Raw genomic sequence first — 23,485 nt, 5'->3', positions numbered from 1 at the left:
TCGTCTCTTACGGCGATGACGTGCCGCGACTCCGCCTGGGTCTAATAAGTGCCCGCCCCAGCCTTCGCGTGTGGAGTGCGGACACCGTTCTTCCAGGAACGCTCCCCGGTGATAGCCGGATCAATGCGTACTTTTGAAGGATATTCAGTTACGGCTCCCACCTTACACTGCCGTGTGCGGGAACAGAGCCTTAGCCCTTAGCGAACCTTTAGCGCTTGCGATGGCGGATCAGGTCGTAGACAAACAATGCCACGCCGATCAGGGCTACGGTCACGCAGATCCAGGCCCAGGTGGTGGATCCGACCGCGAGGCTAACGACAAGGGCCGCAAAGCCGAGAACCGCCAGGAGGATCGCTGCAGCGAGCATCGTTACTGTTTCCTCCTGGCGGTCGGTACTGGGCCGTTACTAAGGCGCTGGCGCTATTAGTTGTCTTCGCCCTCGACCTCGATGGAGCCCGCCGGAGCGGCGGTGCCGCGGCTGTTCAGCTCTTCCAGCTGAGACTCCAGGAAGGTCTTCAGGCGGGTACGGTACTCGCGCTCGTAGGTGCGCAGCTCCTCGATGCGTGCCTCGAGGGTGGTCTGCTGCTTCTTGACCGTGTTCATGATCTCGGTGTGCTTGCGCTCTGCGTCCTCCTGCAGGGCGTTTGCCTTCTCCTGTGCGGAGCGGATCTGTGCCTGGGACTGAGCAGTAGCGTCGGAGATCATGACCTCGGACTTCTGCTTTGCGTCTGCCAGCTGTGCGTTGGACTTCTCCTCCGCGTCTGCCAGCATCTTCTCGGAGCGGGTCTTCGCATCCGCCAGCTGAGCCTCGGAGCGCTTCTGTGCGTCCGCCAGGGTGTTCTTGGAGCTGCTGTCGGCGTCGTCGATGGTCTTCTTCGCGGTGGCGCGAGCCTCTTCCAGCATGGTGTTGGACTCTGCCTTCGCATCGCCGGTCAGGCGGTCGGCCATCTCCTGCGCCAGGGACAGCACGCGGGCTGCCTGCATGTGGGTCTCGGCGGTTGCGACGCCGGACTTGCCGTCGCCGGAGGCGGCCGGAGCGGCAGCAGCTGCGGAAGCCTGGGCCGGAGCCTGCTTCTTGGCATCCTCAGCGGCCTTCTCAGCCTTAGCAGCGCGATCCTCGGCTGCCTTCAGCTTGGCCTCGTAGTCAGCCTTGACCTTCTTCTCGATCTCGGCGACGTTCGCCTGGGGAGCGGCCTGCGGCTGCGCCTTGCCCTGCTGTGCCTGAACCTCAGCGCGGGCGTCCTTGCGAGCCTGCTCCAGCTTCGCGGAGTACTCGGACTCGAACTGGCCACGCAGGTCGGACTCGATCTGGCGACGCAGTGCGGCCTCGTCAACCTGGGAAGCGCCAGCAGCGCCTGCCGCACCGGCGCCAGCAGCACCAGCGCCCTTCGCAGAGCCGGACTCCAGCTGCTCGACCTTCAGCTTGAGGTCGGAGTTCTCGTCCTGCAGTTCCGCAAGAGTGTCCTCCACGAGATCCAGGAACTGGTCGACCTCGTCCTCGTTGTAACCACGCTTGCCGATCGGCGGCTTGCTAAAAGCTACGTTGTGCACATCAGCCGGAGTGAGTGGCATAGGTTGTCCCTTTCCCTTTCGGATTGCCTCAAAGTGCTCGAAGGCGTTCGCAACAGTAATGAACTATTGATGGTTTATGAAACAGCTACAAAGCATACCAGCATAAGCTGGTTCAGTCTCAACTTTAGATCGAGATTAGCCGCTTAGCGCGGCATAACACCGTATAGCTCAGCCTCAACAATAATTTACTGCAGCCACATCAACACCACAGACTGAGCCTCACCCCCTGGTTTCACCCCCCATACGAAAGTTTTCCAACTTTCTAGCTTGAACACGTAACGCCAGAAACGCGCTGACGATGTAACAGGTGAAGGGAATGAGAAAACCGCCACCGGCCAAGACCCACATTCTCGACCGGCAGCGGCTTTCGTCACTACACACGACATCTCCGCAGCCTCACTCACTTACCGCGAAGATGTCTCTAATCTTAGCCCCGTGAACGGATATTCACAACAGCTTGCTGAATATCCGTTTCATTCGTCTCCCCCCGGCATCCACCCCCTTAGTTTTATAACTTTAAGGATGCGCTGATATCGGCCTCGCTAGTGAACTTCTAGCGAACTTTGTAGCCGAAAATCCCCCCACAATCTTTTAGCTGTAACGTCGCTGCACCCCGCACTGCACCGGCTTTGTATCGGCACCATACCGTCGCTGTACGGTCGCTGCACTCTCCCCCGTATTAGCGAATGAATGCCCCCAAGAGCATGCTCAGCAACTGCAGTCCGAAGAACAAAACCAGTACGGAAACATCCAGCCCCACGCCACCGAGCTGCACCGGCGGAATCAACTTCCTTAGCGCCTTCACCGGGGGATCTGTAACCACAAACAGCGGCTCGGCCACAATGCTGAACCAGCGCTGCGGGCGCCAGTTGCGGGAAAAGGACTGAATCATTTCGATAATGATGCGCAAGATCAGAATCAGAATGTAGAAGCGAATCAGCCACATCAACAGAAGCAGGATTTCGTTCACTTAAGAGCTCTCTATTGGTTAACGACCTTTTAGGGGTTAAAGACTTCTAAAACGGCTGGCGCGCAGACTAGATAGTCTCCGCGATGGCATCCAGCTGATCCTGCGCCAGGGTTACGCCCTTCGGCAGCAGAATGAAGTTACGCACACCCTTAAGCTTCTTCAGCTGTGCATCCAGGCCGCGGCTCAGGCCAGCGGCGAAGTCCAGTACTCGCTTTGCCTCGCCCTTTTCCATTCCGCTGAGGGAGAACACGACAACCTCGCGAGCCTTGAGGTTTTCCACCAGCTCGCCAGCCTGGGTGTAGGAGCTCAAGGTAAAGGACACGAAGGCCGAAGGATCCTTCTCCTCCACCGGAGCCTCCGCGTAGGAGGAGGAATAGTGGCTTCCGCCGCGGGAAGAGTAGCGATCCTCGCGGTCGCCCCGCTCTGCGCGGTCAGCGTACTCGGAACGGCCATAACGGCCGCCGCGCTCGGCGCGGTCGCCAAAGTCACGCTCAGAACGGGAACGGTAGGAAGGTTCGTGGGCATCACGCTCAACACGGTCTGCGCGATCAGCACGGTCGCGCTCGCGAGAGCCGTAGCCGTCGCTGTAGTAATCCGTGTTGTAGGTTTCCACGGAATCAAAACCGAAGAAACGCTTGGTCTTGTCCATGAAGTTTTCTGACATTGCTCTGTAGGAACCTTCCGTTGGTTGAATCTCTTAGCTTGTTAAGGACTGCATGCAGCTATGTGGTTTAAAGTACTGGTCGCGCGCCCATTATATCCGTACCGACACGCACCAGCGTGGAGCCTTCCGCGATGGCAATCTCCAGGTCGCCGCTCATTCCAGCGGAGTACACGGGAGCGCCCGTCACGCGGTCTGTGATGCGCTCGACGAGCTGCCGACCCCGGGCAAAAACGGCTGCCGGATCGGCGTCCAGCGGCGGTACCGTCATCAGCCCGCGCAGCTCGAGGTTCTCGGCCGCGGCCACGGCATCGGCCAGTTCGTCGATGTCCGCCTCCACTGCCCCGCCGCGCTGCGGATCACCGTCGGCGCTGAATTGCAGGAGCACCGGCAGGCGCTCGCTTCGATCGCCGCGCTCCAAAGCCAGGCCCGCGCCGCGATCCAGCGCATTCAGCAGCTTCAGCGAATCCACGGTGTGCACGGCGGCTGCCCACCGCGCAACGGAGTTCGCCTTCTTCGTCTGCACCTGCCCCACCATGTGGAACTGCAGACCTGTATCTGCCAACTGTGCGTGCTTATCGCGCGCTTCCTGTTCGCGGTTCTCGCCGACGGCGGTGACGCCCAGCTGTGTCAGCAGCTTCACGTCCTCAGCAGGGTGGAACTTGGTGATGGGCAGCAAATCCGCTCCCCCGGCCACCGCAATGCGGCGCCTGACGCGCGCCAGGTTCTCGGCGATCTCCTGCGCCCGGGGGCTCAGGTTCGCCGAGCCACCGGGAAGGTCATCGGCCACCTGGTTTTCGCTGTTCACGCTCTTCTGCTCCGTCATGGCATCCACACTACGCCCGCCTGACGGCCAGTCGTCCCCTCCCGGCGGTAGGAGAAGAAGCGATCGGCGTGCTCCGGGTCGATTGTGCAGCGCGGGTCCGCATCAATGCTGCGCACTCCGAGCGAAAGCAGTTGGCGGGTCAGACCAGCACGAATGTCCAACCCATGGGTGCCCTGGGCGGTGGTGGTTGCCGAGCCGGGAAGCTTGGACTCCACATCCGCGGCCATAGCCTGTGGCACTTCGTAATTCTCCCCGCTGGCAGCGGCGCCGAGCAGCGCGTGAATGTTGCTGGGCACAGCTCCCAGGTCTTCCATGCGGGCAATGGTGCGGCGCAGGATTCCGTTGCGGGCTCCCATTCGCCCAGCGTGAACCGCAGCGATCACGCCCGCGTCCTCATCGGACAGCAAAACCGGAACGCAGTCAGCGGTGAGGACGATCAGCGCAGTTCCGCGCAGGGTGGTAATGAGGGCGTCAGTAGCCTCGATGACGGGCGACGCAGGAGCCTCAGCGGGCGCAGAAGCGACAAGGTGGTCGGCGGTGACCTCCGTGACGTTCGGCGAGTGGATCTGCTCCATAAACACCAGGCGCCCCACGTCCAGGCCCAGCACATCCGCCAGACGCTGGCGGTTGTGAGCCACAGCCGCCGGGTCATCGCCCACGTGATCGCCCAGGTTGAACGAGGCGTAGGCGCCCGTAGAGATCCCACCGTTGCGGTCGGTGAAGACCTTCCGCACCTTCGGGCTCTGGTTGTGGCTCAAAGCAAGCTCCTTAGTTTGGCATCTGGCTGCATCTGGCTGCATCTGGCGAGGTGGTATCCGGCGGACTAGTTGAAGTCCGGCAGATCCAGGTCGTCCTCTTCCTCAGTCAGATCCACGCCAGAGTTGGTGGAGTTCTGCGGCTGTTGCGGAGCGGAAGTGAACAGGCCACCGCCCTGGTTGGACTGCGGCTCCGGCTGCGCGTGCTGCGGCACGGTGCCACGGCGCTGCGCGAAGCTGGACTGGGTGCCAGCCTGCGGTGTGGCCGGATCGGCCTGCGCGGAGCCCGCCTGCGGGGCTTCCTGCCCCTGCACTGCGTACTGGGAGTTCTGGCCAGCCTGCGGGGCCTCCTGGCCGCCGAACAGGTTGGTCGACTGTGCAGCGCCGGCGCCTGCAGCCGCGCCCGCGCTCTCCTGCGCGTGGTGCGCACCGGAGCGCTGGTTGTTGGACGTCGCGGACGGGGAATCGTCGAAGCCGGTGGCGATGACCGTCACGCGGACCTCGTCGCCCAGCTGGTCGTCGATGATGGTGCCGAAGATCAGGTTGACGTCCTCGTCGGCCTTCTCCTCCACCAGGTCCGCGGCCTGGGAAACCTCCAGCAGGCCCAGGTCGGAGCCACCAGCGAAGGAAAGCAGCACACCCTTCGCACCCTCCATGGTGCTCTCCAGCAGCGGGGAGTTAATAGCCGCCTGGGTGGCCTTTACCGCACGCTGGTCGCCGCGGGCGGTGCCGATGCCCATGAGGGCGGAGCCCGCGTCGGTCATGACGGAGCGCACGTCGGCGAAGTCCACGTTGATCACACCCGGGGTGGTGATCAGCTTGGTGATGCCCTCAACACCGCTGAGCAGCACCTCATCGGCCTTGCGGAAGGCCTCCATCATGGACAGCTGTTCCTCGGACATCTTCAGCAGCGAGTCGTTGGGGATAACGATCAGCGTGTCGCAGACCTCGCGCAGGGCCTCGATGCCCTCCATGGCCTGCTTGCTGCGGCGACGACCCTCGAAGCCGAAGGGGCGGGTAACCACGCCGACGGTCAGGGCGTTCTGCTTCTTCGCGATGTTCGCCACGACCGGGGCTGCACCCGTGCCGGTGCCGCCACCCTCACCTGCGGTAACGAACACCATGTCGGCACCGGCCAGGATCTCTTCGATCTGGTCCTTGTGGTCCTCGGCGGACTTACGGCCAACGTCCGGGTTAGCGCCAGCGCCCAGGCCGCGGGTCTCCTCGCGGCCGATGTCCAGCTTGATGTCCGCATCGGTCAGCATCAGAGCCTGTGCATCGGTGTTGATGGCGATGAACTCCACGCCCTGCAGCTGCTCGTCGATCATGCGGTTGACGGCGTTTACTCCGCCGCCGCCGACACCGACCACCTTGATCTCAGCGAGGTGGTTTCCAGGATTCGTCATGTGCGTTTGTCCGCCTTCCTAAAGAATTTTTCGTGCTTTGCGGTTTACCGGTTTGCTGTTGCGTCCATCTTCCTAGCCGTCAAGCATTTAGCGGTGCACATTTTTGGTGGCGTGTCGTATCCTTAAAGTTCAACTTAAAGCTTAAACTGGGGTTTCATCCCCACTTCAGCCCTGCCTGACGGTGGGCATGGCGGGGTTCGAAACGTTCCAATTTCCCTCGCGTCCCAACACAATTCGGGTCGCCTCGGCCTTCTCATCCGCCCTATCTGCCGAGCCCCAATACACAGCCTGATTAGGGAAGAAGAGGCGAATGCTGTCCGCCGACTCAGCCTCGATCCCCTCCAGCTTCCCGCGCAGATCATCCGAAAGCGCAGTCAACGCCTTCGTCGCCGCGTCGATAGCCCGGGCATCATCGGCCTTGGTCTTCTTAAACTCGAAAGCCCCTTCAGGCTTCACACCCGTCAAGAACACCTGCCCATTCTCGTCCACTACGTGTGGCGTGTCGCCATCCATGACGTAGCCGATGGCCTGGTGCTCGGTCACATCGACCGTCACCGTGGTGGGCCAGGAGCGCTTAACGGTCACCTTCTCCACCCACGGCACGGCAGATACGCCCTTGGCGGCTTCTGCCATGTCCAGGCGCAGCATGTTGTCGCCCGCATTAATGGCGCTGGCCTCCCGGATCGCCTGTGGATCAGCGTTCGTCGTGCCCTGCACATCGATCTGCGACACCTTCACGATGGGCGCCGCATACGCAACCACGCCCAGCAGCACAACCAACGCGATGATCCCCGCGACGAGCCACTGCAGGCGCTTACGCGGCGTGTTGCGGCCCTTCTGGCTCTGCTGGTTCCTCTTGTTCTTTGTTCTTGACGCCCTACTCACCCGCGATCACCACGGTCCAGCTCCAGCAGAATCTCGTCCGCCAACATCGTCACGGTGCCCGCGCCAATCGTCAGCACCATGTCGCCACGCTGCACCAACCCGGTGACTACGCCGGCCACGCGCGAGAAGTCGGGCTCAAATACGCACTCGGTGGAGGCATCGATCTTGTCCCCAATGATGCGCGAATCCACGCCTTCCACCGGCTCCTCGCGGGCGCCGAAGATGTCCAGCAGCACCACCTGGTCGGCCAGAGACAGGGCATCGGCGAACTCGTCGGCGAAGTTGATCGTGCGGGAGTACAGGTGCGGCTGGAAGACGGCCACGATGCGCCCACCTCGGGCTTCCACCCGCTGACGTGCGGCCGACAGGACGGCCGCGACTTCGGTCGGGTGGTGTGCGTAGTCGTCGTAGACCTCCACGTCCTGGCGAGTGCCGTGGTATTCGAAGCGGCGGCGCACGCCGTCGAAACCACCGATGCCCGCGATGACCTTCTCCACGTCCGCGCCCAGCAGCGCGCTGCCCAGCACGGCCGCGGTGGCATTCAGCACCATGTGGATGCCCGGAATGGCCACGCGCAGCGAATAGGTGCCAGCGCCCTTGCCAGCACCCTGCTGCGCGGCTCCGTTCACGGCCTCAGTCAGCCGCAAGGCAGAAACGGTTCCCTCGGCAGTCACCTCCGTGCTTTCGATGATCGCTGCTGGGGGCACGGAAGAGTGGGCGTCACAAGCTTCGGCAGTGCCATAGCCAACAACGCTAAACGGCAAAGGTTCGCCGGCCTCGGCACCGGCGATAAGCTTCTCGGCGAGCGCGGCCGAACCCGGATCGTCCAGGCACGCGACCAGGAAGCCGCCCGGCACGATGCGGTGGGCGAACTTCTCGAAGACCTCCCGGTAGGCCGCTTCCGTCTTGAAGTAATCCAGGTGGTCGGGCTCGATGTTCGTGACCACCGCGATCTCGGGCGAGTAGGACAGGAAGGAGCCATCGGACTCGTCGGCCTCGGCCACGAAAATCTCACCGGTGCCGTTGTGGGCATTCGTGCCCGCGCGGTTCAGCTGGCCGCCGATGGCGAAAGAGGGATCCTGCCCCGCGGCCTGCAACGCCGCCACGGCCATCGACGTCGTAGAGGTCTTGCCGTGCGTACCCGCCAGCAGGAAAGCACGGCGATCCTGCAGCAACAGCGCCAGAATGTCGGAGCGGCGGAGCACCGGAATGCCTGCCTCGCGGGCGCCGACGAGCTCCGGGTTATCCTGCGGAATCGCGGCGAAGGAGGTGACGACCACCGTGGGTGTCTCCCCCAGCAAGCGCAGGTTATCCGCCGCGTGCCCCACCTGAATCTGCGCGCCGGCCGCGCGCAGCGCCATGATGCTGCGCGACTCCTTCATGTCCGACCCGCTGACCTGGTAGCCGCGGTCCAGCAGGATGCGGGCGATACCGGACATGCCGGCACCGCCGATGCCCACCATGTGCACGCGGGAGAGGTCCGTGGTCTGAGGCTGCTCGCTCATCGTGGAAGAAGATGCCTTTCTAGAAGGGAGGAATGGTTTGTACTGGGGCTGTACTGGGGCTAAGCTTCGGCGGCTGCGATGATCTTCTCGGCGATCTTCTCGGCAGCGTCCCTGTGGCCCGCGGCCAGCGTTGCCAGGCTGGCGGCGTGCCAGCGGGTTTCGTCGCGCAGCAGCGGGATGACTTCCTGGGAAACGCGGTGGCCGGTGAGCTCTGCATCCTTGATGATCACTCCGCCGCCGGCGTGGGTGATCGGACGGACGTTAAGTTCCTGCTCGCCGTTGCCGTGCGGCAGCGGCACGTAGATGCCCGGCAGGCCGACGGCGGAGACCTCGGCAACGGTCATTGCGCCCGAACGGCAGAGGATCGCGTCCGCGGCGGCCAGCGCCAGGTCCATGCGCTCGATGTACGGGACGGCCACGTAGGGAGGCGTGCCCTCCTTGACCTCCGCGGGCAGCTCAATTTCGTTCTTCTTGCCGTAGGCGTGCAGCACCCCGATGCCCGCGTCCTGCAGGGTCTTCGCCGCATCCACCACCGCGTTGTTGATGCTGCGCGCGCCCTGCGAACCGCCGGTGACCAGCAGCAGCGGGGCTTCCGGATCCACACCGAAGAACTCGCGGGCCTCCGCACGCAGGGCCTTGCGGTCCATCTTCAGCACGGATTCGCGCACGGGGATGCCCACGATCTCGGCGTCCAGGCCGGAATCCTCGACTGCCGCCAGGCCAGTTCCGCCCAACTTCACTCCCAGCTTGTTGGCCACGCCCGCGCGGGCATTGGCCTCATGGACGAAGAAGGGAATCTTGAGGGAACGCGCCGCCAGGTAGGCCGGAGCGGAAACATAGCCGCCGAAGCCGATCACCACGTCGGCCTCCACCTCGCGCAGCACCCGCTTCGTCTCCTTCAGTGCCTTGCGCAGGCGCAGCGGCAGCGTAGCCAGGTCCTTGTTCACCTTGCGCGGCACCGGCACCGGCGGGATCAGCTCCAGGTCGAAGCCGCGTGCCGGCACCAGGGTGGTCTCCAGACCACGGGTGGTGCCCAGCGCGGTGATGCGCGCGTCGGGGCGCTGCGCGCGAACTGCCTCTGCCACGGCCATGGCGGGTTCAATGTGCCCGGCCGTTCCGCCGCCGGCAACGACGACTGATAGCTTCCGGTCGGCTTCTGGCTTCGGGTTCACTTTGGCTAGCGCCTCCTGTGTCGGTTATCGATAGTTCTGCGAGTCTTGCGAGCCCTCGGCGGCCCCGCCTCGTCCGCCCGGTGGCGGCTACGCGGGATCGGCTTCGGGGTCGCGGTGGGCGGCAGGTCCTGCCTTCGCACTCCATCGTAGCCACGCAGACGCGACTCGCCGCCGACGCGACGGATGGACTGTTCCACCCGGTCGCGTTCGCGGCGGACGTCCTGGCTCCCCCGGCCAGCGCTCGCCCGCTGCCGGGTAACCGGCTCGCCGTAGCTATAGGCCGTCTCGCGGCGCTCGTTCCGGCGCTGCTCGCCCGCCTTGTAGCCTTGCGGTTCCGGCAGCAGAAGGATGCGGTCGATGAGTGGGCGCCCTTCGTGCTGCATGGAAGAGACCGTCTCCGGCTCATTGCGGGCGCAGTTGCACAGCAGCCCCATGGAAATGAGGGTGATGATCGCCGACGAACCGCCGGCGGAGATCAGCGGCAGCTGGATGCCGGTCACCGGCAGCAGGCCCACAACGTAGCCCATGTTGAAGAAAGCCTGCACGGTGATACCGATGGTCAGCGTTGCAGCCAGCAAACGCAGGAAAGGGTCCTTTTGTGCCAGGGACGTACGGATGCCGAACCAGGCGAGCACTCCAAACAGGATCACAACGATTGACGCGCCGAGCAGTCCCAGCTCCTCGCCCACGATGGCGAAGATGAAGTCGTTCTTCGCCTCCGGCAGGTAGAACCACTTCGCACTGGACTGTCCCAGCCCGGCACCGAAAACCCCACCGTCCGAGAGGGACAAGATGCCCTGGTGGGACTGATAGGACGAACCTTGGGTCGTCGAATCACCGAAGTTCAGGGTCAGAGCGTCCTTCCACGTCGTAATACGCGCGCCGCGGAAGCTCTGACGGGTAATCGCAAACACGCCCAGCACCGCAACGACTCCCAGCACCGCGGAGATGACCTGACGGCCAACACCGGCGAAGAAGATGAGCGCGGCGACCACAATGCTCACGGAGAACACCATGCCTAGGTCCTTCTGCAGGAGCACCAACACCAGAATCGCAGCACTCACGCCCAGGAAGGCGCCGAGGGCACTGTCAAGGCGCCTTGTGGCGCGTGCCCTGTAGGTGACCGTGGCCGCTCCCCAGACGGCCAGCGCCAGCTTCGCCACCTCGGAGGGCTGCACACCGATGGGGCCAATGCGGATCCACGAGTTCGAACCGACTTCTTCGCCACCGATACCAACGCCGGGGATCAGCACCATGAACAGCATCACAATCGCAACTACCAACAGCCACGGGGAATACTTGCGGATCGTCTCCGGGCGCATCCGTAGCGCCACCCACATAGCCACCAATCCGAGGAATACGACCACGGCTTGCTTAATAAACTCACTGAAGACGCTCGCGCCGCTAGCGTAGGAGGTCACCATCGACGATGACAGCACCATAACTAGCCCCAGGAGGGTCAAGCACGCCGTGACGACCATCAGCACCTTGTAGTTCATCTGCGGGGTGGCCAGCTGCGCGGACAACTTGCGTTGCAGGGATGCCAAGCCGCGCTCGGCGCCAGATTCCTGGTTCGCGGCCTTGCGCTCCGGCTCGGGTCGCTCGCCGTGCGGGCTGTTCTCCCTTGCGCCGGGGATGCGCCGGCGCTTCGAATTGGACGTCGGAGTGGACATCGCGCGCCTATCCCCTTTCCTGTGTTGCTTGAGTCTCTTGGGCCGCTTGGGCTTCTGGGGCCTCTTGTGCCGTCTGTTCGGCTCTATCGGCCCCAGCATATGCCACCGCATACTGGGCGAACAGGTCGCCACGCTGGCTCATGCCGGTGTACATATCCAGCGACGCTGCCGCCGGGGCCAGCACCACGCTGTCGCCGGGTTGCGCCAACTCGTGGGCGGCGCAGGCGACGGCACGCATCGCTTCTTCTGGATCGGTGGCGTCAATAACAGTGACCGGCAGGTCGGGCAGCTGCCGCGACACTTCGGCGACGAGCTCCGCGCGATCCACGCCCAGGGCCACCACTGCCTTGAGGGCGCCGCCGATCGCCCGGATTAGCCCGTCGACCGCCGCGCCCTTCAGCTGCCCACCGGCAACCCAGATCACATTGCGCTGGCCCCGCAGCGCGGCCTCGGCGGCGTGCGGGTTGGTGGCCTTCGAGTTATCGATCCAGGTAACGCCTCCGTGCTCCAGCACAACCTGTCCGCGGTGCGCCTGCACCTTGAATCCGGCCAGCGCGGCTTCGATGGCCGCCGGAGCCACGCCCAGCGCACGCGCCATCGCCGCACTCGCCGCGGCATCGGCAAGCCCTGCAGGCCCGGGAGGGCTAATCCCCTGCGCCGGAGCGAGGTCCGTGGTTTGGCTCGGGTCGTCGATGACGACCTCGATCAGCCGCCCGTCGCGCACCCCGACTACTCGTTCCGTGTTTTGTGACGCCACCTCTTCAGGGTCGTGAATCGTGTACCCACGGCGCGCCGCGACCTGGCGGGCGCGTGCGGTGGCCACAACGTCTGAGTCGTCCAGGGCCAGGACAGACTCCTCAGCGGTCAAGACCTGTGCCTTGTCTGCGCAATAGTTGTCGTAGCTCCCGTGCCAATCCAGGTGGTCTTCGGCAAGGTTCAGAATGCAGCCGACGGTGGGCTCGAACATGGGCGCCCAGTGCAGCTGGAAGCTGGATACCTCGGCGACAAAGACGTCGGAGCGGGGTTCGCCGCGGTGCTGGCCAGCCAAGGCGGCGGAAGGGGCGATGCCAATGTTGCCCACGGCCAGGGCAGCGCGCCCATCGGCGATCAGCATGGAGGTCAGCATCGCCGTGGTGGTGGTCTTACCGTTCGTTCCCGTCACCGCCAGCCATGTGCGGGGCTCACCGAAGGCCCCGGCTTGGTCGGCCAGCCAGGCTGCGGCAATATCCCCAATCACGGGGATTCCCAGCTCGGCGGCGCGGGCCAGCAGCGGGGATTCGGGCTTCCAGCCCGGGGAAGTCACGACGAGCCGCGGGGCCAGGTCTTCTAGGGAGTCGATGGCCTCGGAGACATTCAGCAGCCGCAGCTCCGTCTCCCCATCGTCGGCGATGTGGCCAAGTGCCTGCGCATTATCGTCTGCAACCAGGACCAGCCGGGCGCCGAGGGCGCAAAGCATGGAGATCACGCCCCGCCCGGCCACGCCCGCGCCCGCGACCAGAACGGTCTGGGTGCGCATGGTTTCTAGGGCGTCTGCGGGGTGAAGTGCGGATGTCGATTCCACGGCTGGGTTGTCCTTACATTGCTAGCGAATTGTGGGTTTGCGGGGCTGCCACCGGCAGGCCTAGAAGCTGGCGCCGTTGAGCCACTCCGCGTAGAAGATCGCGAAGCCGGACATCGCCGCCAGCGCGGCCAGCAGCCAGAAGCGGATAACGACGGTCGTCTCCGCCCATCCCTTGTTCTCGAAGTGGTGGTGGATCGGCGCCATGCGGAACACGCGCTTGCCGGTGGCCTTGAAGGAGACCACCTGGATCACCACGGATGCAGCCTCGATGACGAAGATGATGCCGACCAGGATCATCAGCAGCTCGGTCTGGGTCGTGACGGACAAGCCTGCCACCAGGCCACCAAGGGCCAGCGAGCCGGTATCACCCATGAAGATTTTCGCGGGAGCCGCATTCCACCATAGGAAGCCCAGGCAGGCACCCAGGCCAGCGGAGGCGAGCATCGACAGGTCCAACGGGTCACGCACCGCATAGCAGGCGGCCTGTGCACTGACGGCACAGGAGTTACGGAACTGCCAGAAGGTAATCAGCACGTAGGTGCCCATGACCATCGCGGTCACGCCGCTGGCCAGACCATCCAGGCCGTCGGTCAGGTTCACTGCGTTAGACCAGGCGGAGATGACCACGTAGATGAAGATCAGGAACAGAACCATGCCCACGATGGCCGGCCCGATGGCGATGTCGAACGTCGCAATATCGCGGACAAACGACAGGTGCGTGGAGCCCGGGGTGAGTCCGTGCGCGTTCGGGAACTGCAGGATCAGCAGGCCAAAGACAATCGCGGTTACCAGCTGCCCCACGAGCTTCGCCTTCGCGTTCAGGCCCAGGTTCCGGCCCTTGACCAGCTTGATGTAGTCATCGGCAAAGCCCAGCCCGCCCAAGGCAAGCGTCAGCCCCAGCACCAGCCAGCCGCTGACGCCCGGCCCGGCGCCGGTGGTTATAAGACCCACCAGCACGGCCACCAGGTAGCCGAACACGATGCCCGCCAGCACGGCGATGCCTCCCATGGTGGGGGTGCCGCGCTTCTTGAAGTGCGACTTCGGGCCTTCCTCGCGGATCTCCTGGCCCAGTCCTTCGGCGGAGAACCAACGGATCAGCACCGGAGTCAGCAGTACGGACACAAGGAAAGCGACCGCACCTGCGATAAAGATTTGCAACATGGGATTGTTAAGCTCCTTGGTCCTCGCCGATCAGCAGTCCTTCTGCCACGGCCCATAGTCCGTCCGAATACGATGCCTTGATCAGCACCACATCCTGCGGGTTCAAACTCATGTCTAGATAGTTCACCGCGCCGTCGATGTTCTCAACAACGTGGGTTTCCACTCCACTCTCCCGGGCGGCGTTGGCCAGCGCACGCTGGTTCACCCCGTTGCCCACGATGACCGCGTGGTCGATGCGCCGTTGCGCCAGCACGTGGCCGAGTTCGGCGTGCTCGTCGCTCGCGTCCTCGCCCAGCTCGCCCATCTGCCCCAGCACGGCCCAGCTTTCCGCCTCGCGGCGTCCCTTGGCCGTGTAAGCCAGCGCATCGATTCCCGCACGCATGGATTCGGGGTTGGCATTGTAGGAATCGTTGATGATGGTCACCCCGTCGGATTCGCGGGTGCGCACGTCCATGCGGTTCACGCTGGCGGCGACGTGAGAGCTCAGCAGAGATGCCACCGTGGCGGCGTCAATACCCAACTCGATACCAACCGCCGCGGCGGCGAGCGCGTTCGAGACCTGGTGGGCGCCGAACACCGAAAGCTCCACGCGCACCGGCTGACCTGCCGGGTGGTGCAGCATAAAGCTGGCGCGGGCCACGGCATCGAGCTCGATGTCGGTGGCATAGTAATCCGCCGGAACACCCGCGGCTCCCGTCGCGCCCTCCGTGGAGAAGCGCACAACGCGCGCCGCGGTGCGCTTATCCATCGCCGCGACCTTGTCGTCGTCGGCGTTCAGTACGGCCAGGCCACCCTCGGCGGCGGCTGGCAGTGCCTCCACGAGCTCGCCCTTCGCCTGCGCGATGGCCTGCCGGGAACCGAACTCGCCCAGGTGGGCGCTGCCGACGTTCAGCACCACGCCCACGCGCGGTGGAGTGACGGTCGTCAGGTGCTGGATGTGGCCCACGCCACGGGCAGACATCTCACTGACGAGACAGCGCGTGTCGCGGCTGGCACGCAGGGCGGTGTACGGCAGGCCGATCTCGTTGTTGAAGCTGCCGGGCGGGGCGACGGTCTCCCCCGCCTCGCGCAGCACCGCGCCGATCAGGTCCTTAGTGGAGGTCTTGCCCGCGGAACCAGTAACGCCGACGACGACCATGCCTTCCTCGGCGGCCAGCACGTCGGTGTTGTAGCGCGCGAGCTTGTCCACGGCGGCCAGCACTGCGGCGCCGTGGCCTTCCACGTCGAATTCGAAGGCGGTGGCGTTGGAGGTCTGCTCGTTGACCTCCACCGGTGCGGCCAGCAGCGCGGGCTGCTCCACCTGACGGCCGACGATCAGTAGCGCGGCGCCGTTCTGCAATGCAGCGTCGGCGAAGTCGTGCCCGTCGGCGCGGGCTCCGGGCAAGGCCATGAAGATCGCGCCCGGGGTGATCTTGCGCGAATCGAACTCCGCAGGGCCGGTCACTACGGCCTGCGGATCCACGTCGTTAATCAGCGTGCTGCCCGTTACCTCGGCGATTTTCTGGGTTGTTAGTTCAATCATCGCTTCTGCCTACCTTCACCATTATCTGCCTCACGCTCTTGCCGCACCCGGTTCTGCAGAGCTGCCGCCAGCTCCTCCACATCGTCGAAGGGGTGCATCGTGCCGGCCACCAGCTGCCCCTTTTCGTGCCCCTTACCGGCCACGACCACCGCGTCTCCGGGGCGTGCCCACGCCACAGCCGCGGCGATTGCCTCTGCACGGTCGGGCACGATCTCGCATACGGTCTCGCCGTTTGTTGGTTGTTCTTGTTCTTTCTTCTGGACGCCCTCTCGCGCCCCCGCGTAAATAGCCTCCCTAATCGCGGAAGGTTCCTCATCCCGGGGATTGTCATCCGTGACGAACACCGCATCGGCCAGCTCCGCGGCGATGCGGCCCATGATCGCGCGCTTGTCGTGATCGCGGTTTCCACCGGCCCCGAGGACGATGCCGATGCGGGCTTCCGGATCCGGCAGGTAGTCGTGCAGGCTACCCAGCACGGCCTGAACCGCGCCCGGCTTGTGCGCATAGTCAACCATCGCCAGGAAGTCCTGGCCCTCCTCGACCAGCTGCATGCGGCCGGGCACCTGCACGTCTTGCAGGGCCTGTACGGCGGCGCTGTCGCTGGTCAGCGCGTCTCCCGTGGCGGCCTCGATGCAGGCCAGCGCCACCAAGCTGTTGGCCTGGTTGAAGGAGCCCGCCATGCCGATGCTGTAATCCAGCTCGCCGGGTTCGGCGCCGCCTGCGATGTCCAGGCGAATGTGCTGGCGGCCGCTGGGGGCCACTTCGGCGGAGGCAATGGACCATACCGGGCCGCCTGCTTCGGTCGTGTGGTCACCGCCCTGGGGGTACAGCGCCACGGTCGGCGAGTGCTTCGCGGCGATGGCGCGCATGCGCTCGCCCCACTCGTCCTCGCAGCAGATCACAGCGGTGCCCGGAACCCTCCCGTCCTCAACGCGCTCGAATAGCAGCGCCTTCGCCTGGAAGTAGTCCTCCATCGTCGGGTGGAAATCCAGGTGGTCCTGGCTCAGGTTCGTAAACGCCACCACGTCGAAGTGCACTCCGCGCACCCGGCCTAGCTGCAGGGCGTGGCTGGAAACCTCCATCACTAGGTGCGTGGCACCCTCGGCAACCATGCGCGCCAGCAGCGCCTGCAGCGTGGGCGCCTCCGGGGTGGTCAGCGAGGTCGGAATCGGCTGGCCGTTGATGCGGGTGCCGGTGGTGCCGATCAGCCCCACCTGCAGCCCCGAATCCAGCAGAGCCTTCTCCACCAGGTAGCTGGTGGTGGTCTTGCCAGACGTGCCGGTGATGCCAATGGTCTTCAGCTGGCGTGCCGGGTGGCCATAAACCTCCGCAGACACCGCGCCCATCCACTCGCGAACGTCGTCCACAACAATGCACGGTAGCGGCGTAGGGGCGTCATCAATAATGCGCTGGCCTGCGGCGTCGGTAAGAACGGCGGCCGCCTTGCTATCCGCGGCGAAGGTCGCGCCGTGGACCTTCGAACCAGGAACAGCACAGAAAAGGCCGCCCGGCTGCACATCATTAGAACCGATCGCGGCAGAGCTTACCTCCACACCCTCCCAGGGGCCGGTGAGGGTTCCTCCGCAGATTTCGGCGAGCTGCTTCAGCGATGTCATTGATTTGCCTCCAGCATCAGCTTTGGTCCTGCTTCCTTGGACAGCGGCACGTTGTAGTGGTCGAGCATCCACGCCATGATGTCGTGGAACAGAGGCGCCGCGCTGCCACCCGCGCCCCCGTCAGTACCGCGCTCGGGGTCATCCAGCATGATGCCAACCACGAAGCGGGGCTTGTCGGCGGGTGCGATACCCGCGAAGTTGATCCAGTACTTGGAGTTCGAATAGGCGCCCGTGTCCGGGTCGACTTGCTGAGCCGTGCCCGTCTTGCCGGAAACCTGGTAACCGTCGATGGCCGCCGGCGCACCAGAGCCCTGCTGAACTCCGGTTTCGTCCTTCTGCGTCACCGCACGGAACATGTCCACGGTCGTGCGGGCAGTCTCCGGGGAGACCACGCGGGTCTCCTTCGCCGGGTCGGAATCCAGCTCCGCGCCGTCGGACGTGGTGATCTTGTTGATCAGCCTGGGCTCCACGCGCACGCCGTCGTTGGCCAGCGCCTGGTAGATGCTGGTCATCTGCAGCAGGCTCATGGACATGCCCTGGCCGATCGGCAGGTTGGCGAAAGTGCCGCCGGACCACTGGTTCAGCTCCGGCATGTAGCCGGCAACCTCGTACGGCAACCCCACGCCCGCAGTCTGGCCTACACCGAACTTGCGGAAGTATTCGTACATCTTCTCCTCACCCACGCGCTCGGCGAGCATCAGGGTGCCGACGTTCGAGGACTTACCGAAGATGCCGGTGGTGGTGTACGGAACCTCGCCGTGGTCCCATGCATCCTTCACTGTCACGCCGGACATCTCGATGCTACCGGGGACCTTAAGCACCTCATCCGGGGTAGTCTTGCCCTCCTGGATGGCTGCCGCGGCGGTCATGATCTTGGCCACGGAGCCCGGCTCGAAGGAATCTGCCGTGGCGCGATCGCCGAAGACCTTCTTGCGCTTCAGCTGCTTTTCGATGTCCCCGTTCGGGTCGATGGAATCGCTAGAGCCCATGGCGATGATCTCGCCGGTCTTCGAATCCAGCACGACGGCCGAGGCGGATTTTGCGCCCGACTTCTCGCGCGCCTGTTGCAGTGCCTGCTGTACATAGGTCTGCGCGTCCAGGTCGATGGTCAGCTCGTAGGAATCGCCGTTGACGGCCGGGTGCACATCGCGGGTGGAGCCCGGAATCTGGTAGCCATCGCCTCCAATGTCCACGGTGCGCGAACCGTTGATGCCCTGCAGGCGCGCATCCTGGGACAGCTCCAGGCCGAACTGCCCCTGGTTATCGGTACTGATCTTGCCGATCATGTTCTGCGCCACCGCGCCGTTGGGGTATTGACGCAGGTCCTGGCGTTCGACGGTGATCTCGGGGAACTCCTCGCCAACCTTCTCAGCAACGTCCGGGTCGACGTTGCGCACCAGCACCTCGTAACTTCTATCGCTGGTCAGTTTGTCGCGGATATCGTCTTCCTCGATATCGTCGCCTTCTTTATTGATCATCTCGGGCAGACGCTTGGCGATCTCTTCGATGCGCTGCTTGGGCTCGGGGTTCTCCTCGGGATTTTCTTCATAACTTTCCTGCATGAGCTTTTCGGCCTGCTTCGGGAGCACAGCGAGGCTGCGTGCGTCCATGGTGTAGGCCAGCACCTGGCCATTGCGATCCGTAATGCCTCCGCGCAGAGCCGGTTCGGTAATCACCGAGGTACGCTGCATCTGCGCTTGATTAGACAGCGTTGGGCCGGCGACCAGTTGTACCCAGGCGAGGCGCAGCAGCAGGGCGAAAACCGTCAGGAAAATGACTAGGAACACAAGGCGTACGCGCTTGTTAAAGCGCGCGAAGGAGGTATCCAGGATCAACCACGAGTTAGAGTCAACCGTCCGCGGGGAGCGGCGGTCGTTGGGTGTGGACACGTGGTTGCCCTCCTTTCTATTCACTCTTGGTTATTGTCCCCGTAAATACGAAAACAGGCCGGGGTTGGCCCCGGCGTGTCTGAAGTTTTCGGTTTGCTGTCCGCGGTGACCTAGCGCGGCGCCGGGGCCGGCGCCTCCGCCGCGGGCGCTGGAGCAGGAGCCGGTGCTGGAGCAGGTGCTGCCGGAGCCGGCGCGGGCGCTGGTGCAGGCGCCTGACCCGCCGGGTCGCCGGAGTACGGCAGACCACCGTTGCCCTGTGGGTTGTTGCGAGGACCGCTGACGTCTACATCTGGGGCGCGGTCACCTGCAAGGACCGGGTGGTCCGGGTGCAGCCCCTCGACACGTTCGGTCTTGTTCGGATCACTGGTTGCGCCACGACGCTTAGTTTCGCCGTTGACGTCGACGACTTCCTTGCCATCTTCAGCGTTGGCCGGGCGGGTTTCCTCGATCTTGCCGCCGCGATCCTCCAGAATGCCGGACTGCTTCGGGGTAACCATGCCCATCTCGCTGGCTTCCTTGGCGATGTTGGCGGAGGACTTCGCGTTGGCGACGTCCCGGTTCAGACTCTCGATCTCGTTTTCCAACGTGGTGCTTCGAGACTGCGCATCGGAGATCTGGAACGACTGCTTAGTCGTGACGGCGGACAGCGCCATGATGGAAACCACGCCGAGGATGAAAACAGTAACCGCCAGCACGATGCGGCGGGTGAGCTTCGGGTTCCCGCGCTCCAGGGCAATGATGCGCCGCCCGCGGACCGAGACCTGCTGGCGCGAGCCCACCCGGCTACCGCCGAAGCGGCGAGTGCTGCGCCCCGGGGCGCTGGTGCGGTTGGCATCCCAGGCACTTCCGCGGCGGGTCGGCTCGGCGGTGCGCTGGCTAGAGCGCGCCGGGCGAACCTTGGCGCGTGAGCGGTCGGCAACGCCGCGACCGGCTACGGTGGTGCGATCGCGGTCGGTGTGCTGGCCTCGGGTGCGGATGGTGCCTGGTGCTGTCATGTGATTCCTTCCGAATTATCGGAGGTCCGGGTTTGTTTCTATCAGTGGTTCTAAGGTGTTTTGTCTAGCTAACTGGGCGTGTCCAGCGGAAATGTTGCTTTTCCTCTGTCGCTGACCCTGCTGTAGGCCCTCACCCTCACGGGGGCGGCCCGGGAGTTCTGCTCGATCTCCGCCTCGCTAGCCTTCTCTGCCCCGCGGGTTTTGAGCTCGAACTCGGCTTCCATGCCGGGCAGCTCCATCGGCAACCCCGGCGGGGTCTTTGATGTGCTGAGCTGCACCAATGCCTTCTTGACGATCTTGTCTTCCAGCGACTGGTAGCTCATGAACACGCCGACGGCGCCGACATGTAGCCAGCGGGAGATCTCGGGGATCAGGTTCTCCAGCGACTCGAGTTCCGCGTTCACCTCGACGCGCAGCGCTTGGAATGTGCGCTTCGCCGGGTGCCCGCCGGTGCGGCGCGACGCTGCCGGGATGGTTGCGTACAGCAGCTCCACCAGCCGCGCGGAGTTCTCGAAGGGTTGTTTCTCGCGCTCGCGGACGACCGCGGAGGCGATCTTGCCCGCGAAGCGCTCGTCGCCGTAGGTCTTCAGGATGCGCGCGATCTCGCCGTGGCTGTAGGTGTTGAGGATCTCGGCGGCGGTCAGCGGGCTGCTGGGATCCATGCGCATATCCAGCGGCGCGTCTACCGCGTAGGCGAATCCGCGTTCCGGCTGGTCCAGCTGCATGGAGGACACTCCGAGGTCGAACAGAAACCCGGAGATGCCGTGCTCCCGCACGCTGGCCGGGAGTTTGCCCTGCTCCATCAGGTCCTCCAGCGCTTCGGTTACTCCATCGAAGCGGGTCTGGTAGGAAACGAAGCGGTCCCCGAAGCGCACCAGGCGCTCATTGGCCTCCGCCAGTGCGTTGGGGTCGCGGTCTAGGCCGACGACGGTTGCGTGGGGAAAGGCGTCCAAAAAGGCCTCGCTGTGACCGCCTGCGCCGAGGGTCCCATCGACGATGACCGGGTGGGCGGGCGCGTTTTCGCTGTTCACGCCCAGCCCCACGAGCTCGACCATGCGGTCGCGCATGACTGGGGTGTGGCCGTGCTCTTCGCGCTGCTCGGCTCCACGTTCTTCGTTCATCGGTGTTCCCTCCTTCCCTCACTGCGTTTCTTGGGGCGCTATGTAGTTCATGTGCCACATAGCTACTTATGTGACTCAAAAGCTAAAGGAGTGCGTACAGGGCCTCACCTGCGTGGGTGCGGGCTTGACATTGGGGAAGTACGTCAAGATTTCGCGTCGTCCACGCAGGTAAGGGCCTGCGCACACTCCGTTTTCACTATGAATTTGTCTTATCTGGTCAAGCGCTAAGGCCTTCGGGGCTACAGGAATGTCGCCAGCACTTCGTCGTCGCCGTCCGAGAAATCCTCTTCGTGCTCCGCGCTGTACTCGGCCCAGCTTTCGGCATCCCAGATCTCGATGAAGTCGACGTTGCCGATCACAACACATTCTTTCGTGAGACCCGCGTAGCTTCGGTGCATCGCCGAGACCGAGATGCGCCCCTGCGAATCGAGGGTTTGCTCGTCGGCGCTGGCCGCCAGGTTGCGCACGAAGGCGCGAGCTTTCGGGTTCGTGCGCGAGGCTTCAGCCGCCTTCTTCGCCCGTACCAGAAACTCTGCCTTGGGGTACACAGCCAGGCTGCGATCCTGCCCTTTCACGACCATCAGGCCGTCACCGAGCTCCTCCCGAAACTTTGCCGGCAGAGTCAGTCGACCCTTGTCGTCCAGCTTCGGCGTGAAGGTGCCGAAAAACATGCATCGGCCCCTTTCCATTGGAAGATCTCTTGTTTCGTTTTGCCGTCTATGTCGTGGATGGCGGGCGATTTCTTGCCCTGACCAGTGGTTTCGCTATGAAGTTTGGAGTTGTTGGCACAGCTTTGCTCCAACGAGCCCCACTTTACCCCACTCTCCCCCACAAACTCCACAACACGAGGTGTTTTTGCGCACCTTTTCTCAATATTCTTCACATCAACAACGTTCAAGCTGGACTTTACCCCTTCGCCCCTCGCCCCTTCACACACAGCCCCTCACCCTTCTTTCTTTGTGACGCCATCATTCCCCCACCCCCTTATCTCAGCCAACTGAGCCATTTGCGCAGGTAGGAATATTCAAGCCACCCCTCCTCCGACGCTTGGATGCGCGCGCCCGCAACACCAGAGGGATCAAAAGGGCTTGAGGTGGGGCGAAGTGGGGAGGCTCCCCCTAGTTTCGACTAGATACGACAAAACCACCGTCCTCCATGCGTGGAGGACGGTGGTTCCTTAAGTTAGATCTAACTGGTGGGCTTGACTAGCGCTCGAAGCGGCGACGGAAGCTATCTTCCATCTTGTCGCCGATGCCACCGGAGTGACCCGAGCCAGCCTTCCTCGCCGCACCGGGCTTGCCACTCTTGGAAGACTTGGAGCGCTTGATAGCTGCGGTCTCCGGATCATCGTTGGACTGGAATGCCAGAAGGCCGCCGCCGAACATGATCAGGAACCCGAGCACGCTCAACGCTACGAACCACAGTGAAAGCTGGGCCGCAGCAATGCCGCCGACCATCACCGCAAGACCGAGGACAATGAGCGCAATCGAGCGGATGTTGAAGCTGATCGTCTGTTCGCCGCTATTGGAAGCCTGCTTTGCCAAGCGTGGATCCTCGGCGATCAACGCCCGTTCGATCTCCGCGAGCATCCTCTGCTCTTGCTCCGATAGAGCCATCGCGACCTCCCAAATGTTTGCGGCTACTCTTCCTAACGCTTTAGGCGTAAAGAAAGTTTCCAGCCTGGGCGAACTCCGCCCACTTCTCACCCATCCACCCTACATCAACCTGCGGTTTTCAAACAACGCCCACTTTTCGCCCTAGGCAACCTCCGGCAGGTAATTTACTGCCCCGCGGGCGAAATCCACCAGATCGCAGGCATCGCGATAGATCGCGCCACGCGCATTCTCCGGCAGTCCTCGGTTAAGCCCCAACCCCGCCCTACTCGCTACCCGCGCGTGCACCTCAAAGGTCTCTGCCCAACCCTCCAAGTCGGGGCGCAAAACCCGCAGCTTCGCCCACGCACTCCCGGAAGGGCGACGCTTTCGCGTGGCCATCTCCCACTCAATCAACGCACCTGCCGCCCGCAGGGCAGCTCGGTAGGCATAGACGATCGCCTCGGGCTCACGCAGTTCCGATCGAGATAGCTCCAATTGGCGCTCCGCCTCGTCCAGGAACCCCCGCGCCCCGCGACTGCGACTGTAACGAGCCCGCGCCCCCAGCTGCTTGGGTTGGGCCAGCATGTTCTCGTTCATGGT

Annotated in this window: 21 protein-coding genes; all 21 read right to left on the bottom strand. The window is 63.9% G+C overall.

What is annotated here, in order from left to right:
• Positions 1-208: 208 nt before the first annotated feature.
• The 21 genes from HMPREF3166_RS10220 to HMPREF3166_RS09270 all read right to left on the bottom strand — a co-directional run bounded on the left by HMPREF3166_RS10220 (position 209) and on the right by HMPREF3166_RS09270 (position 23,482).
• Entirely contained in the window at positions 209-367 is a 159-nt protein-coding gene (locus HMPREF3166_RS10220; RefSeq protein WP_049049513.1) for a hypothetical protein, read from the bottom strand.
• 56 nt (positions 368-423) lie between these two features.
• Positions 424-1,572, bottom strand: a complete 1,149-nt coding sequence (locus HMPREF3166_RS09365) for a DivIVA domain-containing protein (protein ID WP_070489004.1) — start codon at positions 1,570-1,572, stop codon at positions 424-426.
• Between the two features lie 679 nt (positions 1,573-2,251).
• Positions 2,252-2,542 carry a YggT family protein gene (locus HMPREF3166_RS09360; RefSeq protein WP_035005451.1) on the bottom strand — a complete coding sequence of 97 codons (291 nt, stop codon included), beginning with the start codon at positions 2,540-2,542 and terminating at the stop codon, positions 2,252-2,254.
• A 67-nt stretch (positions 2,543-2,609) separates the two neighbouring features.
• Positions 2,610-3,206 (bottom strand): cell division protein SepF, encoded by a 597-nt coding sequence (sepF, locus tag HMPREF3166_RS09355; protein WP_070489002.1) that lies wholly within the window; start codon positions 3,204-3,206, stop codon positions 2,610-2,612.
• 67 nt (positions 3,207-3,273) lie between these two features.
• A complete protein-coding gene (locus HMPREF3166_RS09350; protein ID WP_070489183.1) occupies positions 3,274-4,029 on the bottom strand; it encodes a YggS family pyridoxal phosphate-dependent enzyme in 756 nt (251 codons plus the stop codon).
• Positions 4,026-4,787 carry a peptidoglycan editing factor PgeF gene (gene pgeF / locus HMPREF3166_RS09345; RefSeq protein ID WP_035005454.1) on the bottom strand — a complete coding sequence of 254 codons (762 nt, stop codon included), beginning with the start codon at positions 4,785-4,787 and terminating at the stop codon, positions 4,026-4,028. Before pgeF ends, HMPREF3166_RS09350 begins: the two co-directional genes overlap by 4 nt.
• Positions 4,788-4,852: 65 nt before the next feature.
• Complete coding sequence (ftsZ, locus tag HMPREF3166_RS09340) at positions 4,853-6,190, bottom strand: cell division protein FtsZ (protein WP_035005455.1); 1,338 nt, start codon at positions 6,188-6,190, stop codon at positions 4,853-4,855.
• 165 nt (positions 6,191-6,355) lie between these two features.
• Positions 6,356-7,075 (bottom strand): cell division protein FtsQ/DivIB, encoded by a 720-nt coding sequence (locus HMPREF3166_RS09335; protein ID WP_070488999.1) that lies wholly within the window; start codon positions 7,073-7,075, stop codon positions 6,356-6,358.
• Positions 7,072-8,580, bottom strand: a complete 1,509-nt coding sequence (murC, locus tag HMPREF3166_RS09330) for a UDP-N-acetylmuramate--L-alanine ligase (RefSeq protein ID WP_070488996.1) — start codon at positions 8,578-8,580, stop codon at positions 7,072-7,074. Before murC ends, HMPREF3166_RS09335 begins: the two co-directional genes overlap by 4 nt.
• A gap of 59 nt (positions 8,581-8,639) precedes the next feature.
• Complete coding sequence (gene murG / locus HMPREF3166_RS09325) at positions 8,640-9,752, bottom strand: undecaprenyldiphospho-muramoylpentapeptide beta-N-acetylglucosaminyltransferase (RefSeq protein ID WP_049049518.1); 1,113 nt, start codon at positions 9,750-9,752, stop codon at positions 8,640-8,642.
• A gap of 5 nt (positions 9,753-9,757) precedes the next feature.
• Entirely contained in the window at positions 9,758-11,425 is a 1,668-nt protein-coding gene (gene ftsW, locus HMPREF3166_RS09320) for a putative lipid II flippase FtsW (protein ID WP_070488992.1), read from the bottom strand.
• 7 nt (positions 11,426-11,432) lie between these two features.
• Positions 11,433-12,986, bottom strand: coding sequence for a UDP-N-acetylmuramoyl-L-alanine--D-glutamate ligase (gene murD, locus HMPREF3166_RS09315; protein WP_070488989.1), 1,554 nt, complete (start codon positions 12,984-12,986; stop codon positions 11,433-11,435).
• A gap of 60 nt (positions 12,987-13,046) precedes the next feature.
• The gene (gene mraY / locus HMPREF3166_RS09310; protein WP_035005461.1) at positions 13,047-14,147 is read right to left on the bottom strand and encodes a phospho-N-acetylmuramoyl-pentapeptide-transferase; all 1,101 of its coding nucleotides are present in this window, start codon (positions 14,145-14,147) and stop codon (positions 13,047-13,049) included.
• Between the two features lie 7 nt (positions 14,148-14,154).
• Positions 14,155-15,669, bottom strand: coding sequence for a UDP-N-acetylmuramoyl-tripeptide--D-alanyl-D-alanine ligase (gene murF / locus HMPREF3166_RS09305; protein WP_070488985.1), 1,515 nt, complete (start codon positions 15,667-15,669; stop codon positions 14,155-14,157).
• The gene (locus HMPREF3166_RS09300) at positions 15,666-17,285 is read right to left on the bottom strand and encodes a UDP-N-acetylmuramoyl-L-alanyl-D-glutamate--2,6-diaminopimelate ligase (RefSeq protein WP_070488982.1); all 1,620 of its coding nucleotides are present in this window, start codon (positions 17,283-17,285) and stop codon (positions 15,666-15,668) included. Before HMPREF3166_RS09300 ends, murF begins: the two co-directional genes overlap by 4 nt.
• Positions 17,282-19,174: a peptidoglycan D,D-transpeptidase FtsI family protein gene (locus HMPREF3166_RS09295; RefSeq protein WP_070488980.1), complete on the bottom strand. Its 1,893-nt coding sequence runs from the start codon at positions 19,172-19,174 to the stop codon at positions 17,282-17,284. Before HMPREF3166_RS09295 ends, HMPREF3166_RS09300 begins: the two co-directional genes overlap by 4 nt.
• A 110-nt stretch (positions 19,175-19,284) precedes the next feature.
• On the bottom strand, positions 19,285-20,169 hold the full coding sequence (locus HMPREF3166_RS09290; protein ID WP_070488977.1) for a cell division protein FtsL: 885 nt from the start codon (positions 20,167-20,169) through the stop codon (positions 19,285-19,287).
• 68 nt (positions 20,170-20,237) lie between these two features.
• Positions 20,238-21,290: a 16S rRNA (cytosine(1402)-N(4))-methyltransferase RsmH gene (gene rsmH / locus HMPREF3166_RS09285; RefSeq protein WP_034986510.1), complete on the bottom strand. Its 1,053-nt coding sequence runs from the start codon at positions 21,288-21,290 to the stop codon at positions 20,238-20,240.
• A gap of 239 nt (positions 21,291-21,529) precedes the next feature.
• Positions 21,530-21,961: a division/cell wall cluster transcriptional repressor MraZ gene (gene mraZ / locus HMPREF3166_RS09280; RefSeq protein ID WP_034986508.1), complete on the bottom strand. Its 432-nt coding sequence runs from the start codon at positions 21,959-21,961 to the stop codon at positions 21,530-21,532.
• 534 nt (positions 21,962-22,495) lie between these two features.
• Positions 22,496-22,906: a DUF3040 domain-containing protein gene (locus tag HMPREF3166_RS09275; RefSeq protein WP_034986506.1), complete on the bottom strand. Its 411-nt coding sequence runs from the start codon at positions 22,904-22,906 to the stop codon at positions 22,496-22,498.
• 141 nt (positions 22,907-23,047) lie between these two features.
• Positions 23,048-23,482 carry an SAV_6107 family HEPN domain-containing protein gene (locus HMPREF3166_RS09270; protein ID WP_239316599.1) on the bottom strand — a complete coding sequence of 145 codons (435 nt, stop codon included), beginning with the start codon at positions 23,480-23,482 and terminating at the stop codon, positions 23,048-23,050.
• Between the last annotated feature and the right edge of the window lie 3 nt (positions 23,483-23,485).

This window comes from Corynebacterium sp. HMSC08A12, from assembly GCF_001807485.1.
Classification (GTDB): Bacteria; Actinomycetota; Actinomycetes; order Mycobacteriales; family Mycobacteriaceae; genus Corynebacterium; species Corynebacterium evansiae.
Note: the sequence above shows the minus strand (reverse complement) of the source record. Positions and strands in the feature narration are given on the sequence as shown.